This is a genomic window from Vannielia litorea, assembly GCF_900142295.1.
Taxonomy (GTDB): Bacteria; Pseudomonadota; Alphaproteobacteria; order Rhodobacterales; family Rhodobacteraceae; genus Vannielia; species Vannielia litorea.
Window position 1 is genome coordinate 3,585,357 of sequence record NZ_FSRL01000001.1, and the last position, 13,936, is coordinate 3,599,292.

General features: G+C 68.0%; 14 protein-coding genes and 1 tRNA gene. 6 read left to right on the forward strand and 9 right to left on the reverse strand.

The genetic code is table 11. The features are described 5' to 3' along the window. Positions 1–29: 29 nt before the first annotated feature. Positions 30–106, forward strand: a tRNA-Arg gene (locus tag BUR94_RS17495). A 2-nt stretch (positions 107–108) separates the two neighbouring features. Here the strand turns inward: BUR94_RS17495 and BUR94_RS17500 are convergent. The 4 genes from BUR94_RS17500 to BUR94_RS17515 all read right to left on the reverse strand — a co-directional run bounded on the left by BUR94_RS17500 (position 109) and on the right by BUR94_RS17515 (position 3,833). Continuing rightward, positions 109–1,062: a D-2-hydroxyacid dehydrogenase family protein gene (locus tag BUR94_RS17500; protein ID WP_074257441.1), complete on the reverse strand. Its 954-nt coding sequence runs from the start codon at positions 1,060–1,062 to the stop codon at positions 109–111. 118 nt (positions 1,063–1,180) lie between these two features. Next, the gene (locus tag BUR94_RS17505) at positions 1,181–2,506 is read right to left on the reverse strand and encodes a PAS domain-containing protein (RefSeq protein ID WP_074257442.1); all 1,326 of its coding nucleotides are present in this window, start codon (positions 2,504–2,506) and stop codon (positions 1,181–1,183) included. 102 nt (positions 2,507–2,608) lie between these two features. Then, on the reverse strand, positions 2,609–3,280 hold the full coding sequence (locus BUR94_RS17510; RefSeq protein WP_074257443.1) for a DsbA family protein: 672 nt from the start codon (positions 3,278–3,280) through the stop codon (positions 2,609–2,611). A gap of 31 nt (positions 3,281–3,311) precedes the next feature. Then, positions 3,312–3,833 carry a DUF721 domain-containing protein gene (locus BUR94_RS17515; RefSeq protein ID WP_074257444.1) on the reverse strand — a complete coding sequence of 174 codons (522 nt, stop codon included), beginning with the start codon at positions 3,831–3,833 and terminating at the stop codon, positions 3,312–3,314. A 102-nt stretch (positions 3,834–3,935) separates the two neighbouring features. Between BUR94_RS17515 and mutY the strand changes: the two genes are divergently transcribed. Continuing rightward, entirely contained in the window at positions 3,936–4,961 is a 1,026-nt protein-coding gene (gene mutY / locus BUR94_RS17520; protein WP_074257445.1) for an A/G-specific adenine glycosylase, read from the forward strand. A 60-nt stretch (positions 4,962–5,021) separates the two neighbouring features. Further along, the gene (locus BUR94_RS17525) at positions 5,022–6,152 is read left to right on the forward strand and encodes an alkane 1-monooxygenase (protein WP_084193083.1); all 1,131 of its coding nucleotides are present in this window, start codon (positions 5,022–5,024) and stop codon (positions 6,150–6,152) included. A gap of 69 nt (positions 6,153–6,221) precedes the next feature. Here BUR94_RS17525 and BUR94_RS17530 read toward each other — a convergent pair whose 3' ends face one another. Further along, entirely contained in the window at positions 6,222–6,926 is a 705-nt protein-coding gene (locus tag BUR94_RS17530) for a winged helix-turn-helix domain-containing protein (protein WP_074257447.1), read from the reverse strand. Beyond that, on the reverse strand, positions 6,898–7,191 hold the full coding sequence (locus BUR94_RS17535) for a hypothetical protein (protein WP_074257448.1): 294 nt from the start codon (positions 7,189–7,191) through the stop codon (positions 6,898–6,900). Before BUR94_RS17535 ends, BUR94_RS17530 begins: the two co-directional genes overlap by 29 nt. 189 nt (positions 7,192–7,380) lie before the next feature. Between BUR94_RS17535 and BUR94_RS17540 the strand changes: the two genes are divergently transcribed. The 3 genes from BUR94_RS17540 (at position 7,381) to BUR94_RS17550 (ending at position 9,847) form a co-directional block, all read left to right on the forward strand. Then, the gene (locus tag BUR94_RS17540) at positions 7,381–7,839 is read left to right on the forward strand and encodes a hypothetical protein (protein ID WP_074257449.1); all 459 of its coding nucleotides are present in this window, start codon (positions 7,381–7,383) and stop codon (positions 7,837–7,839) included. A 176-nt stretch (positions 7,840–8,015) separates the two neighbouring features. Further along, a complete protein-coding gene (locus BUR94_RS17545; RefSeq protein ID WP_074257450.1) occupies positions 8,016–8,648 on the forward strand; it encodes a ribonuclease HII in 633 nt (210 codons plus the stop codon). 92 nt (positions 8,649–8,740) lie between these two features. Then, a complete protein-coding gene (locus BUR94_RS17550) occupies positions 8,741–9,847 on the forward strand; it encodes a site-specific DNA-methyltransferase (RefSeq protein ID WP_074257451.1) in 1,107 nt (368 codons plus the stop codon). Positions 9,848–10,105: 258 nt separating this feature from the next. Here BUR94_RS17550 and BUR94_RS17555 read toward each other — a convergent pair whose 3' ends face one another. From BUR94_RS17555 to BUR94_RS17565, 3 genes are all read right to left on the reverse strand, one after another. Then, on the reverse strand, positions 10,106–10,894 hold the full coding sequence (locus BUR94_RS17555) for an inositol monophosphatase family protein (RefSeq protein ID WP_074257452.1): 789 nt from the start codon (positions 10,892–10,894) through the stop codon (positions 10,106–10,108). Continuing rightward, on the reverse strand, positions 10,881–12,233 hold the full coding sequence (locus BUR94_RS17560) for a TldD/PmbA family protein (protein ID WP_074257453.1): 1,353 nt from the start codon (positions 12,231–12,233) through the stop codon (positions 10,881–10,883). Before BUR94_RS17560 ends, BUR94_RS17555 begins: the two co-directional genes overlap by 14 nt. A gap of 153 nt (positions 12,234–12,386) precedes the next feature. After that, positions 12,387–13,895 (reverse strand): DUF2125 domain-containing protein, encoded by a 1,509-nt coding sequence (locus BUR94_RS17565; protein WP_074257454.1) that lies wholly within the window; start codon positions 13,893–13,895, stop codon positions 12,387–12,389. Positions 13,896–13,936 lie beyond the last annotated feature (41 nt).

The window sequence follows — 13,936 nt, forward strand, 5'->3', positions numbered from 1 at the left end:
GGCGCGGGCGGGATAAACCGCCCCGGCGTGGTCCCGTGGCTCAACTGGATAGAGCAGCCCCCTCCTAAGGGGCAGGTTACAGGTTCGAATCCTGTCGGGATCACCAATTCACCCAAGAACGCGGATCGGGCTGCCATCGAGCCAGGCGCGGATGTTCTGCGCGGCCTCGGTGTAGAAGCCTGCGTAGTTGTCGCGCGAGACATAGCCAAGGTGCGGGGTGAGCACGGTGTTGGGGGCGGTGACCAGGGGGGAGGCGCCGTTGAGCGGCTCGGGGTCGTGCACATCGACGGCGGCACCGGCGATGCGGCCGCCGTGCAGCGCCGCTGCGAGGGCTTCGGTATCGACCACGCCGGCGCGGGAGGTGTTGAGCAGGTAGGCGCTGCGCTTCATCGTGGAGAGCGCGGCGGCGTCGATCATGTGGCGGGTGGAGGCGTTGAGCGGCACGTGGAGGCTCACCACATCGGCCTCGGCCAGCAGGGCCGCGAGCCCATCGGCGCGGCGGGCGCCCCCGGCGGCGGCGGCCTGATCGGTGAGGCTGCGGCTCCAGGCGAGCACATCCATCTCGAAGGCGGTGCCGTAGCGGGCCATGGCCTGCGCCACGCGGCCAAAGCCGATGAGCCCGAGGGTCTTGCCCTTGAGGTCGGTGCCAAGGGTCGTTTGCCAGCCTCCGGCGCGCAGGGCGGCGTCTTCCTGCGGGATGTGCCGGGCAAGGGCAAGAAGCAGGCCCCAGGTCAGCTCGGGCGTGGGGTGGCCCAGGCTGGCGGTGCCGCAGACGGTGATGCCCCGGGCGGCGGCGGCCCCCATGTCGATGGAGGCGTTGCGCATGCCGGTGGTGACCAGCAGGCGGAGATTGGGCAGCCGACCGAAGAGGGCGGCATCGAAGGGGGTGCGCTCGCGCATGGCGACGATCACCTCGAAGGGGGCAAGACGGGATGTCAGCGCCTCGCCTGTCACGGTGTCCTGAAAGGCGGTCAGCTCTACATCCGGGAGCAGCGCGGACCAGTCTGCACAGGTGAGGGCGACGTTCTGGTAATCATCCAGAATGGCGCATCGGACTGTCATGGTGGTTTGCTCCCGTTCCTTGCCTTGCGTTCCGGCAGGGGCGAGTTGCCGGCAGCGGCAAGCTAGCGTGCCGGCCCGCGGATTTCGAGAGGGCGCGGCGCGCGGCCGCTGCTGCAAGTCAGGCGGCTGATCTGGGCTGGTGCGTGCCGGCTTTCATGGCGGGCGCAAGACGCGGGCCGTAGAGCAGGACGTCGGGAAGGTGCGAAGAGGCAGGCTCCTGCATTTCGGCGGCGAGCTCCGACATGCGCTCGCTGCTCTCGAGAATCGCATTGCGCTGGCCGTTGGCCCGCTCCTGCGCCGCGGCAAGCTGGGCGATGATATCGCCGATGCCGGCGTTGCCGGCGCCTGAGCGGCTGTCTTCGATCTTGAAGGCCACGCGCAGGGTATCGAGCCCCAGCAGCATGCGCTTCATGTCGCGGCAGGAGCTGGCGATCCGGCCCGCCTCGGTCGCCACCAGCGCGTAGGCCTGACGCGACCAGGAGATGTAATCGGACTGGAGTTCGCGCAGCATGGCGCGCTCCGGGTTGATCTCGATCCCGCCCAGTTCGCGCTGTTCGGCCATGAGCTGACGGTCGCAGCGGGTGAGGATGGTTGCCACCGACCCGACGAGAAGGGCGCGCTCGATCGTCTTGCGGATCGAGGAAAAGCTGGTGTTCTCGCCGATCACATGGGCCTCGAACCACTCCGACATTTCGGTGGACATGCCCTCGTAGTTGCGCGCCAGAACGCTCAGCGGCCCGTCGGTGCGCTCGACTCGTGCGGCCTTGATCTGGAGGTTGCGGGGGATGCCGCCGAGGTAGGCGAACTCGGTCGAAAGTTGCCCGGTGGCCTCGAGGATCGAATCGGCGAGCACCACGAGCTCCCGCGCGCCGGAGACGCTGACGATTGGCTCGATTCCGAGTGTCCGGCACTCGCTCATGAGCTCTTCGGCGACCGCATCGACAACGAAGGCATCGTAATCGTCGTAGCCCAGGCTGTTCAGACCGTCGTGCAGGGCGCGCGCGTTGTCTTCGATCGAGGTGCCGGCACGCTCTGCCGCAAGCAGCCCTTCATAAAGCGCCCTGACGCGGTCGAAGAGTTTGCTCGAGGGTTTGATCCGGGCCGAGAGATACCCGCCCTTGCAGGGCGCGACGAGGGCAAAGACCCAGTAGTTGAGCCCGTCCTTGGCGCGGTTGTTCACATAGGCTGCCGTGACCTTGCCGGCGTTCAGCTCCTCCCAGAAAACGCGGAACAGGGCCTTGGGCATGTCGGGATGGCGGATGGTCCTGTGCGGTGCGCCGAGCAGTTCCTCCCACGCGTAGGCGGCAACGCGCTGGAACACGTAGTTGCCGCTCTGGATCACGCCTCGGTCGTCGGTGCGGGAATAGAAGACCTCGCCCAGATCGAACGGCGCCTCACCGCTCCGCGGGCGACTCTCGTCGCGGCGGTCTTCTTCAATGTCCATCCGGTCGCTCCTCGGTTGCGGGCGCGGGCCGGCGCCCGCGCCTGAAGAGGTGCTACAGGGATAGTTCTACCTATTGGTTAACCCGGGGCGGATGCCCAAGGCTCACTCGCCCAGCTTGGCGTCGAGGATCTCGGTGAACTCTTCGTAGTTCATGTTGGAGTGCTTCTCGCCGTCGATGACGAAGGAAGGGGTCGAATCGATCCCGTCGGCCTCGGCGTTCTTCAGGAAGAGGGCATACATCGCCTGCGCCTTTTCGGCATCGGCGAGGCAGGCATCGACCTGTGCGCCATCCAGCCCCGACTTGACCGCCAGCTTGCGCAGGTCGGCGTGGATGCCGGTGAGGTCGCGGGAGGCGAGCCACTCGGACTGCCCGGCATAGAGCGCGTCGGAGATGCCGAAGTAGCGCACCGGCCCGGCGCAGCGGGCCACCATCCCGGCCCAGAGCCCCGGCTTGTCGAAGTAGATCTCGCGGTAGGTGAAATGGACCTTGCCGGTGTCGATGTAGTTGGTCTTCAGCTGCTTGAAGACGTTCTGGTGAAAGCTGGCGCAATGCGGGCAGGTGAAGGAGGCATACTCGATCACCTTCACGGGGGCATTTTCGTCGCCCAGGGTCATCTCGACGATGCTCGAGGTGTCGATTTCCTCGGCGGTCTGCGCCTGAGCGGCGAGGTCGAAGCCGGTGCCGCCGGGCGTGCTGGTGCCGCCGATGGCAAAATAGGTGCCGACCGCGAGCGCCGCGACGAAGAGGGCGGAATAGAGGATCTTGGTGTTCATGAGGGGCCTTTCAGTCTGCTCGACCGGGCGTTCAGCCGCGTCCGGTTTTCTGGATGACATGGGCGCCGAGACGGCTCAAGGCCGCTTTCAGCGCGGGATCGGTGACGCCCTCGGCCAGAGCCTGTGCCGCCGCCTGCTGGGCGGGTGCAGGCGCGGCGCGGCGGCGGGGCGCGTGGTTGAAATCGGCCTGTCCCTCGGCAAAGCCGGTGGGTGCCGTCTGGGTGAACTGGATGCGCTGGATCGCGGCATAGCCGTAGACCGCGTTGATCCGCTCGCGGATCTGCTCCTTCTGCATCTCGAGCATCGGTGCGTTGGCCCCGGTGGTCAGCACCCGCAGGGTTGCACCGAAGGTACCGCGCCCGAACTTGACCTCGAGCGGGCGGGTGATGGCGGCGGTCTCCTCGCCGACAATCTCGGGCCAATGCGTGAGCACGCGCATCTCGGCGAAGCCGCGCTTCTCGCTCGCCTTGCGGATATCCGCAGTCACGAACTTCGCCGTCTGGGCGAAGCCGCGCATGTGGCGCTTTGGCGTGGATGGGGCGGGTTTGGCCATGGCCTCGCAATTCGGGTTGTGCGGCCCTATCTTACCGCCCGCAAGCCCGGAGGGGCCAGCCAAATGCGGGCAGGGGAGCCATAAACATTGCGTGACGGCGAGATGAGCACGGCGCTGCTGGCGTGGTACGATGCCAATGCCCGCGTGCTGCCCTGGCGGGTGCCGCCACGCAGTGACGAGCGCCCCGACCCCTATCGCATCTGGCTTTCGGAGGTGATGCTCCAGCAGACGACCGTGGCGGCGGTGAAGGACTACTTTGCCACGTTCACCCGGCTCTGGCCGACGGTGGAGGCGCTGGCGGCGGCCAAGGACGAAGACGTGATGGCCCGCTGGGCCGGGCTTGGCTACTACGCCCGCGCCCGCAACCTGCTGAAATGCGCCCGCGCGGTGGCCGAACGCGGCGGCTTTCCCGACACCGTGGAGGGCCTGCGCGCGTTGCCGGGCATCGGCCCCTACACGGCCGCGGCTGTGGCGGCGATTGCCTTTGGCCGGCCCGAGACCGTGGTTGATGGCAACGTGGAGCGGGTGATGGCGCGGCTGCATGCGGTGCAGGAGCCGCTGCCCGCGAGCAAGCCGGTGCTGGTGGCCCATGCCGCCGCGCTCACGCCCGAGGCACGGGCGGGGGACTATGCGCAGGCGGTGATGGACCTCGGCGCCACGATCTGCACGCCAAAGAGCCCGGCCTGCGGCATCTGCCCCTGTCGCGCGCCCTGCAAGGCCCGCGCCGAGGGCATTGCCGCCGAACTGCCCCGCAAGACCCCGAAGAAGCCCAAGCCGGTGCGGCTGGGGCATGTCTTCGTGATCCGCCGGGAGGATGGGGCCTTTCTGCTCGAGCGGCGACCCGACCGCGGGCTGCTGGGCGGGATGCTGGGCTGGCCGGGCTCGGACTGGGGCGAGGCGCCGGAGTTTGCGCCGCCCGTCGCGGGCGCGCTGGAGGAGGTGGGCGAGGTGCGCCACACCTTCACGCATTTTCACCTCATCCTGCGGGTTCATGCCGGACGCGTGGATGGGGCGGCTCCGGACGGGCTGGGCTGGCAGCGCCTCTCGCCCGCGGCGCTCCCCACGGTGATGCGCAAGGCCTATGACCTCGCGGCCACGTCGCCCGCGCTGAATGTCGCAGGCGATTGAAACGCCGCTCTCGGCCCGTATGATCCGGGCGGGGCGCGCATGACCACCGGGAGAGGGCCAATGGCCTCTGCATCCATATCCGACCTTCGCGCGGCGGCGCCCTTCTGGGTGTCGCTGCTGACCGTGCCGCTGGTGCTGGCCTCCGCGGCCTGGGGTGGGCCCTGGGTGCTGGCGGTGCCGCTCTTCACCCTCGTCGGCTTCACGCTTCTCGACGGGTTCACCGGGCTGAACCTCGACAATGCCGATACGGAGACGGAGGAGGCGCAGCTCTTCTGGTACAAGCTCATCACGCTGATCTGGTGCCCGGTGCAGGTCGTGCTCCTGCTTGTCATTCTGGCCTGGGTGCCCGGGGCGGATCACCTGAACCTGCTGGAGAAGATCCTGGTGTTCTTCGGCGTCGGGGTGACCAACGGGGCGATCGGGATCGTCTATGCCCACGAGCTCGTTCACCAGCGCAACCGGCTGGAGCGATGGCTGGGCGACGTGCTTCTGGCCTCGGTGCTCTACTCGCATTTCCGCTCGGAGCATCTGCTGGTGCATCACGTCCATGTCGGCACGCGCCGCGACGCGGTGACGGCGCGCTATGGCGAGAACTACTGGCGGTACCTGCTGAGGGTGATCCGGGAAGAGCCGGTGAGCGCCTTCCATGCCGAAAAGGCGATGCTGGCGCGCAAGGGCTTGCCGTGGTGGCACCGGAGCAACCCGCATTGGCGCTACTGGGCGCTGCAGCTGGTCTTCGTCGTCGCGGCCCTTGCGCTGGGCGGCTGGGCCGGGTTCCTGCTGTTTCTCTACCAGGCGGGCACGGCGATCTGGCTGCTGGAACTGACCAACTACATCGAGCACTACGGGCTGACGCGAAAGCACCTCGGCGAGGGCCGCTACGAGCCGGTGCGGCCGCATCATTCGTGGAATGCCTCGCACAGGGCGACGAACTGGCTGCTCATCAACCTCCAGCGCCACTCCGACCACCACTACAAGCCGTCGCGGCGGTTTCCTCTGCTGCAAACCTACGATGCGGGCGAGGCGCCGCAGCTGCCCTTCGGCTACCCGGCGATGGGCTTCATGGCGCTGGTCAGCCCGCTGTGGTTTCGGGCGATGAACCCTCGGGTGCGCAAGTGGCGGGCGATGTATTACCCGGAGGTCACCGACTGGGGGCCCTACAAGCGCGGAGAACTGCCCTTGCCGCGCTGAGGCCCCGCGCCGCCGTCATCCTCGGGTCAAGCCCCAGGAAGACGGTGAACGGGTCGGCCGGCGGGCCGCTCACACCATGCGGATCACGTCCTTGTCGATGGCGAGCATGTAGCCACGGCGTGCGATGTTCTTCACCAGCAGCTCGCTGACCATCTGGTTGCCCAGCGAATCGCGCAGGCGCTTGATCCGGGTCGCGCCGGCGGCCTCGTCGCAATCGGACTCGGACTTGCCCTGGATCACCCCCTCGATGGCGGCGCCGCTCAGGACATCGTCATCCATCCGGGCCTCGGCCAGCACCGCCAGCGTTTCGATCGCGGCCTCGGTCAGCTTGAATTCCATGTTGTTCAGAAGCACCACCCGCTCCTCGCGGGAGATCACCAGCGAGTTCACCTGGATGCCGCTGCGCTCGATCTCGCCCATCCGCCTGTTCAGGGCAATGATGGTGACGAGAAAGACCAGCGCCGCGATCAGCAGCGCGGTGGAAAACAGCAGCAGCACGAAGATGACGATCCGGTAGCTCACCAGCACGTCGCCGAAGGCCGTGCCCGATTGCGCGAGGATCTCGAGCAGGGTCACCGCCTCGCCCGACACGAGCGCGTCGTTCTCGGTGAAGATCTGCTCGACCCGCGCGTTGAAGGCGTTGCCGTCGGGCAGGGTGAGAAAGAGGAACACCGCCGCCACACCGAGGATGGCGACGATGCCCGCGATGCCCCACGTCACGACCTTGCCGCCGGTCTGGCGGAGATCAGTAGCGGAGGAAGTTTGATCCGGCATTCTGTTGCTGCGCCTTGCTGGGTGTGCCCTCGAAGAGCGAGATGACATTGAGTAGCACCCAACCGCCACGCTGCAAACGGCTGGCGATCTGCGCCTGCGCCTCGCCGCCGGGCGGGCAGGCATTGCCAAGCTCCATCACACCGTAATGGAGCTTGAGCGGATTGTCCTGCTTGGCCTTGTACTCGGCATAGCAGGTGGCCCCCGCAGGGGTTGCCGCCAGCATCACTGCGAATGCGGCGGCGGGGAGGGTGAAGAGCGTTTTCATGCGCCTACTCATGCGTTTGCGCCGACCGATATTCAATAACAAAGCCCGGTAAATGCCCTGATATGCGATAGCCCGGGGGTGATATTGTTTGTCCTCCTTTGCCAAGCACATCCTTGCCTCATCACCGCCCCGGTGCGTCTCGGACAGACGCCCATCCCGGGCCTCAGAGACGCAAGAAAGGACGACGCCATGTTCAAGACCCTCATCACAACCGCCGCTGCCGCCGCCGTGGCCCTCACCTCCTTCACCGCCCCCGCCCAGGCCGAAATGGACCAGGGCGAGACCCTGCGCCTGCTCGCCGGCCTCGGCATCATCGGCGCGCTGATTGCCGCGAACGAAAACAAGAAGGACCGCCAGCAGGCCTCGCGCTCCAACAGCCGGGTGATCGAAGTCTCTCCGGGCCGCGGTTACGGCTACGGCAACGACCGCCACCGCGATCAGGGCCGCAAGGCCCGCCTGCCAGCCCGCTGCGAGACGGTGGTGCCCACCCGCCGCGGGGACCAGGTGTTTTACGGCGTGCCGTGCCTCGAGCGGAACGGCTTCCGCGCCCGGCTTCCGCAGCAGTGCTCCTACACGCTCGACCTCGGCCGCCGGCATGTCGAGGCCTACGAGCAGCGCTGCCTGCGCCGCAACGGGTTCCGTACCTGAACGACCAAGAGATCAGGCAAGGCGCGTCCCGGTCTCCTGGGGCGCACCTGTCGGCAGGGCGCGGCTGTCATCCCCATGGGGCCGCGCAAGACTGGGGGCGGAGGGTGAGGCTCTCCGCCCCATTTTGTAGGTCAAGTGCCATTGCGCTCCTGCCCGCGCCGGGCGATGGGAGGGCGATGAAGACCTTTCCCGATTTCTCCTTCGAAGCGGCGGCCTTTGCCCGTGGCCTGGCCCGCGTGGCCGGGGTGGACGAGGTGGGCCGTGGCCCGCTGGCCGGGCCGGTGACGGCAGCGGCGGTGGTGCTGGACCCGGACAACATTCCGCAAGGCCTGAACGACAGCAAGAAGCTGACCGAGAAGCGGCGGCTGGTGCTGAGCGAGGAGATCCATGCGTCGGCGCAGGTTTGCATCGTGCATGTCAGCGTGGAGGAGATCGACCGGATCAACATCCTGCAGGCCGCGCTGACCGCCATGACCCGCGCGGTGGCGAGGCTGCCGGACGCGCCCGACCACCTGCTGATCGACGGCAACCGGCTGCCCGAAGGCTGCGGATCGGCCGAGGCGGTGGTTAAGGGAGACGGCAAATCACTCTCGATCGCGGCGGCCTCGATCGTGGCCAAGGTGGCCCGTGACAGGCTCATGGTGGATTTGGCGCAACAGCACCCCGGCTACGGCTGGGAGAGCAATGCGGGCTACGGGACGAGTGTGCATTTGAGGGCACTCCAGCAATTGGGGGTCACACAACATCATCGGCGTTCCTTTGCCCCGATACGCAATATCTTGATGCAACATAAATCTGCAAACCCCTGATTCAAAAAAGAAATTGACCACGAATCGCCTCTGACTCATGGTTTGAGCAACAACACCGAGCGCCGAAAGAGCGCGGGGACAGAGGCAGACGGATGACGAAGACGACGACCCAACAGGGGCAGCGGGCGCTGCCGCTCAACCAGATCCTGCCCGGCGATTGCATCGCGGAGATGAACAAGCTCCCCGAGGCATCGGTCGATCTCATCTTCGCGGATCCGCCCTACAACCTCCAGCTCAAGGGCAACCTGCACCGGCCCGACAACTCCCAGGTCGACGCCGTGGACGACCATTGGGACCAGTTCGACAGCTTCAAGGCCTACGACACCTTCACCGAGGAATGGCTGGCCGCCGCGCGCCGGATTCTCAAGCCGGACGGGGCGATCTGGGTGATCGGCTCCTATCACAACATCTTTCGCGTCGGCACCAAGCTGCAGGATGCCGGGTTCTGGATCCTCAACGACGTGATCTGGCGCAAGTCCAACCCGATGCCCAACTTCCGGGGCATGAGGCTCACCAACGCCCATGAAACCATGATCTGGGCGAGCAAATCCGAGGGTGGCAAATACACCTTCAATTACGAGGCAATGAAGGCGCTCAACGACGACGTGCAGATGCGGTCGGACTGGGTGCTTCCCATCTGCAACGGCCATGAGCGGCTCAAGAATTCCAGGGGGGAGAAGGCGCATCCGACGCAGAAGCCGGAAGCCCTGCTCCATCGTGTACTGCTCGCCACGACGAACCCTGGCGACGTGGTGCTGGACCCGTTCTTCGGGACCGGCACCACAGGCGCCGTGGCCAAGATGCTGGGACGCGACTTCATCGGCATCGAGCGCGAGGCCGAATACCGCGAGGTTGCCCAGAAACGCATTGATAACGTGCGAAAAATCGACAGTGACGCGCTGGAGATCACGACCTCCAAGCGGGCCGAGCCACGGGTGCCCTTCGGCCAGCTCGTGGAGCGGGGCATGCTGCGGCCGGGCGAGATGCTCATCAGCGGCAATGGCAAGAACGCGGCCAAGGTGCGGGCGGACGGCACGCTGGTGGCGCGCGACGTGAAGGGCTCGATCCACAAGGTCGGCGCCCATCTCGAAGGCGCACCGAGCTGCAACGGCTGGACCTACTGGCACTTCAAGAGGGATGGCAAGCCGGTGAGCATTGACGTGCTGCGCCAGCAGATCCGCGCGGAGATGCGCGACTAGGCAACAACTTCGAGTTCACAAAGTTACCGCCGGTGCCTGTGGCCTGACACATGGCACGACCTTCGGCCCCGTTCGCCCCCGTGGCGACGGGGCCCCTTTTTTGCCCGGCCGGGAGACGGCGCACCTTGTGTTAACCCATAGGGGTTAAAGGCGAAAACAGGGGGGGCACAACCCATGCACAACCGATGCACAACCCATGCATACGCGTTTTGGATTTGCGGCATTAACTAATGCGCCGCGCGGTGCGGCAGGGGCGCGTCAACTCAGGATGCGCTGTATCAGCCCGTGGTGCAGGGCCGGGTTGGCGGCGAGGGTGCCGGCAGCCAGGCGGCCCGGCGTGTTGAAGCGGAGCGGCGCGCCCAGGCGGTCGGTCACGGTGCCGCCGGCCTCCTCGACGATCAGCGCGCCGGCGGCGATGTCCCACTCCCAGGTATCGCGGAAGGTGACCATCGCGTCGTAGCGGCCCTCCCCCACCAGCGCGAGGCGGTAGGCCAGCGAGGGGCGGTAGTGGCGGGCATGGCGCGGCAGGCCGCCGGGCCAGAGATGCGGCGCAAGGTTGGGCCGGGCGGTGACGATCGTCACGTCATCGGGCCCGGCGGCGGCGGAGACGTGCAGCGGCTTGCCGTTGCGGGTGGCGCCCGCGCCCCTTGCCGCGGCGTAGACCGCCTTCTTGGCGGGCATGGCGACCACGGCGGCCACGACGCGGCCTGCCTCGGCCACGGCGAGGGAGTGGGCCCATGTCACCTCGCCGGAGATGAAGGCGCGGGTGCCGTCGATCGGGTCGATGATGAAGCAGCGCTCGGCATCGAGCCTTGCGGCATCGTCGGCGGTTTCTTCGGAGAGCCAGCCGTATCCGGGGCGGGCGCCGATGAGATGGGAGCGCAGCATGGCATCCACCGCGAGGTCGGCCTCGGTGACCGGGCCGGCGCCATCGGCCTTGTCCCACACCCGGTGGTCGACGCGGAAGTAGCGCAGGGCGATCTCGCCGGCCAGCGCCGCCGCCTCGATCAGGAGCGCGGTGTCGCTGGTCGTGTCAGGCGCCCGCAAGGGTGAGGCTTTCGACCAGCAGGGAGGGGATGCGGTGCGACTTGTGCTGGAGCGCGTCATTGGCGGGCACGAGGGTGGGCAGCATCTCGAGCAGGTTGCCCGCGATGGTGCACTCGTGGACCGGGTAGGCGATGGCGCCGTTCTCGACCCAGAAGCCGGAGGCGCCGCGCGAGTAGTCGCCGGTGTTGGGATTGATCGTGGAGCCGATCAGCGAGGTCACCAGCAGGCCGGTGCCCATGTCGCGCAGGAGCTCGTCCCGGCTGGCGGTGCCGGGGGTGAGGGTGACATTGGTCACCGAAGGCGAGGGCGGCGCGGAGGTGCCGCGGGCGGCGTTGCCGGTGCTCTCCAGCCCCAGCTTGCGGGCGGAGGCGAGATCGAGCACCCAGCGGGCGAGCCGGCCGTTCTCGACGATGGCGGAGGTGCGGGTGGGCAGGCCCTCGCCGTCGAAGGGGCGCGAGCCGGGGATCCGGGTGCAGTGGGGCTCTTCGGTGAGCGAGAGCCCGGCGGGCAGGATCGCCTCGCCCATCCGGCCGATCAGCCAGGACGAGCCGCGCGCGACCGAGGCGCCGTTGGCGGCCCCGAGCAGGTGGCCGATCAGCGAGGCGGCGGCGCGCTCGTCGTAGAGCACGGGGTAGCGGCCCGAGGGGGGCTTGCGCGCGCCCGAGCGGGCGGCGGCACGGGTGCCGGCCCTGGTGCCCACCTCTTCGGGCGTGGGCAGGTCGGCGGCGTAGATGCGGTGCTCGTAGCAGTGGTCGCGGTCCATCGCCGTGCCGGTGCCGGTGATGGCGGAGGCCGAGAGCATGTGGCCGGTGCGCGTGTAGCCGCCCGAGAAGCCGTTGGTTGCGGCGAGGTGGATGCGGGTGCGGCCGAAGCCTGCGGTGGTGCCCTCGATCTGGCTCACGCCGGGCACGGCCGCGGCGGCGGCCTCGCAGGCGAGCGCGGCCTCCTGCAGCGCGGCGGCCTCGGGCTCGGAGCCGATATCGGCGAGGTCGAGCGCGGCGACATCCCAGCCCTGCGCCAGCTGCGCCGGGTCGGCGAGGCCGCAGTGCGGATCTTCGGGGGCGAGGCGGGCCATGGCGACGGCGCGCTCGGCCATGGTGGCCATGGTCTCCTCGCGCAGGTCGGAGCCCGACACGCAGGCCTGCCGCCGGCCGAGCAGCACGCGCAGCCCGATCTCGGTGCCCTCCGACCGCTCGGCCTGCTCCAGCGCGCCCGCGCGGGTGTCGATGGAGAGCGAGGTGGAGGCCACGGCCATGGCATCGGCGGCCTCGGCCCCGGCGCGGCGGGCGGCGGCAAGAAGCGCCTGGGTGAGCGTTTCGAGGCTGGGGGTGTCTGTCATCTGCTCGGGTCCGTTGGGCTTTGCCTGTCGGACTGAGCTAGCTGCCGGGGATGCGTGGTGCAAGGGCGGAGCCGACAAAAACCGCCCGCGACGGGGGCGGCGAAGCAAGAAGGCCCCCGCCGGAGCAGGGGCCTTTGGATATGGTTCGGCCGCCTACTGGAGCGGGATCGGGATGCCGTTGGCCGAGATGGTGCCGTCGGGCGAGACGCCGATCTCGGTGGTCAGCACGTCGGGGCCGTCGCCGGGGCGGAAGAACATGCCCGACATCATCTTGACCCCGTTGGCCTGGTCGGCGGGCACGAAGCCCATGGTCACCAGGTTGTCGAGCAGGGCATTGGCGCCGGAGAGCCGGGCGCGCAGGGTGCCGTCGGGGGCGGGCATGCCGCCGAAGGTCATCAGGTCGGTGTTGTCGAAGGTGAAGTTGCCCTCGGCGGTCAGCTCGGCGCCGGCCACCACGAGCCGCACGTCGGAGATGTTGAGCGACTGCACCTCGCCGGGCATGCCCTGGGGGTTGGCCATGGCCTCCGGGTCGAGGATGTCGATCAGCCAGCGGCCGGTGCCCGCGAGGTTGAAGGTGAGCGTGGCCGGGTCGCGGGGCAGGACGGTGCCCGGGTCGAACATGTTCCACAGCCCGTCGGCGATGGTCAGGTCCTTCAGGCCGACGGCCAGCATGTAGGGCTTGGGCGCCTCGGACTGGGCGATCGGCATGATCATGTTGAAGGAGGTCTCGCCCATGCCGAGGGTGACCTCGGGGAGCGGGATCTCGCTGCCCGACATGGTCACGTCGAAGCCGGTGTAGTTGACCGCGTAGAGCACCTGGTCGGCGTTCAGCGTGACCGTGCCGGTGCCGCCGTCCATGTCGCCGGAGAGGGCGAAGGTCTCGCCCGCGTCCACGCCCTCGATGGAGAAGGTGGTGGCGCCCACGGTGGTGCTGCCCTGCATGGAGGCGCCGGACTTCAGCATCTCGGGCAGTTGCGCCGGGTCCATGAAGAAGAGCTGGCCCTGCCCGGTGGAGGTGGAGGCGATGTCGGCCATGGTCACGGTGCCCTGGCCGCTGCCGCCGCCTTCGGGGTCGCGGCCCTCGAAGTCGATTTGCAGCGACTTGGCGGTGAAGTTGGAGACCAGCCCCTCGCCCGCCTTGGTATAGGTGCCCGCCGAGTCGGAGATCGCGCCGGTGAAGGTGAAGGGCGTGGCGACGCCGTCCACCTTCATGTCGCTGATGCCAAAGGTCATCGACGGCGCGGCATAGGTAAAGGCCACCCCGCCGGCATCGGCGTCGGCGGCGGTCATGTCGAGACCGTCGACGGTGAAGTCGATGTTCAGCTCGACCTTCTCGCCATACTCGGGCGCAACCGACATGGCGACCTGGAAGGCGGGCGGAACGGCGATGGCCACGGTGCCATCGCCGTTCTCGGTGAGGGTCACGTCGCCCAGGGTGCCGTCGAGGGTCATGTCCTGCATTTCCATCGACACGGCCACGCCGGAGGCGGTGAGCACATCGCCGTCGCGGGAGGTGCTGGCTGCGGTGACGGTCTCGCCATACTCGGCGGCGATGGCGACCCAGGCCTCCCAGGCCTCTTCGGCGGTGAGCGCCCATGCGGCGGGTGTGCCGGCGATGCAAAGCGCGGCCGTGGCCGCGGTCAGGCGGAAGAATGGTTTCATCGGGCAAATCCTTTCGGGCAGAAATAATGAAGTCGCAACAT

Excerpts from the sequence above, each read along its gene's own strand:
- BUR94_RS17500 (WP_074257441.1), bottom strand. The coding sequence starts at position 1,062 with ATGACAGTCCGATGCGCCATTCTGGATGATTACCAGAACGTCGCCCTC.
- BUR94_RS17505 (WP_074257442.1), bottom strand. The coding sequence starts at position 2,506 with ATGGACATTGAAGAAGACCGCCGCGACGAGAGTCGCCCGCGGAGCGGT.
- BUR94_RS17510 (WP_074257443.1), bottom strand. The coding sequence starts at position 3,280 with ATGAACACCAAGATCCTCTATTCCGCCCTCTTCGTCGCGGCGCTCGCG.
- BUR94_RS17515 (WP_074257444.1), bottom strand. The coding sequence starts at position 3,833 with ATGGCCAAACCCGCCCCATCCACGCCAAAGCGCCACATGCGCGGCTTC.
- mutY (WP_074257445.1), top strand. The coding sequence starts at position 3,936 with ATGAGCACGGCGCTGCTGGCGTGGTACGATGCCAATGCCCGCGTGCTG.
- BUR94_RS17525 (WP_084193083.1), top strand. The coding sequence starts at position 5,022 with ATGGCCTCTGCATCCATATCCGACCTTCGCGCGGCGGCGCCCTTCTGG.
- BUR94_RS17530 (WP_074257447.1), bottom strand. The coding sequence starts at position 6,926 with ATGCCGGATCAAACTTCCTCCGCTACTGATCTCCGCCAGACCGGCGGC.
- BUR94_RS17535 (WP_074257448.1), bottom strand. The coding sequence starts at position 7,191 with ATGAAAACGCTCTTCACCCTCCCCGCCGCCGCATTCGCAGTGATGCTG.
- BUR94_RS17540 (WP_074257449.1), top strand. The coding sequence starts at position 7,381 with ATGTTCAAGACCCTCATCACAACCGCCGCTGCCGCCGCCGTGGCCCTC.
- BUR94_RS17545 (WP_074257450.1), top strand. The coding sequence starts at position 8,016 with ATGAAGACCTTTCCCGATTTCTCCTTCGAAGCGGCGGCCTTTGCCCGT.
- BUR94_RS17550 (WP_074257451.1), top strand. The coding sequence starts at position 8,741 with ATGACGAAGACGACGACCCAACAGGGGCAGCGGGCGCTGCCGCTCAAC.
- BUR94_RS17560 (WP_074257453.1), bottom strand. The coding sequence starts at position 12,233 with ATGACAGACACCCCCAGCCTCGAAACGCTCACCCAGGCGCTTCTTGCC.
- BUR94_RS17565 (WP_074257454.1), bottom strand. The coding sequence starts at position 13,895 with ATGAAACCATTCTTCCGCCTGACCGCGGCCACGGCCGCGCTTTGCATC.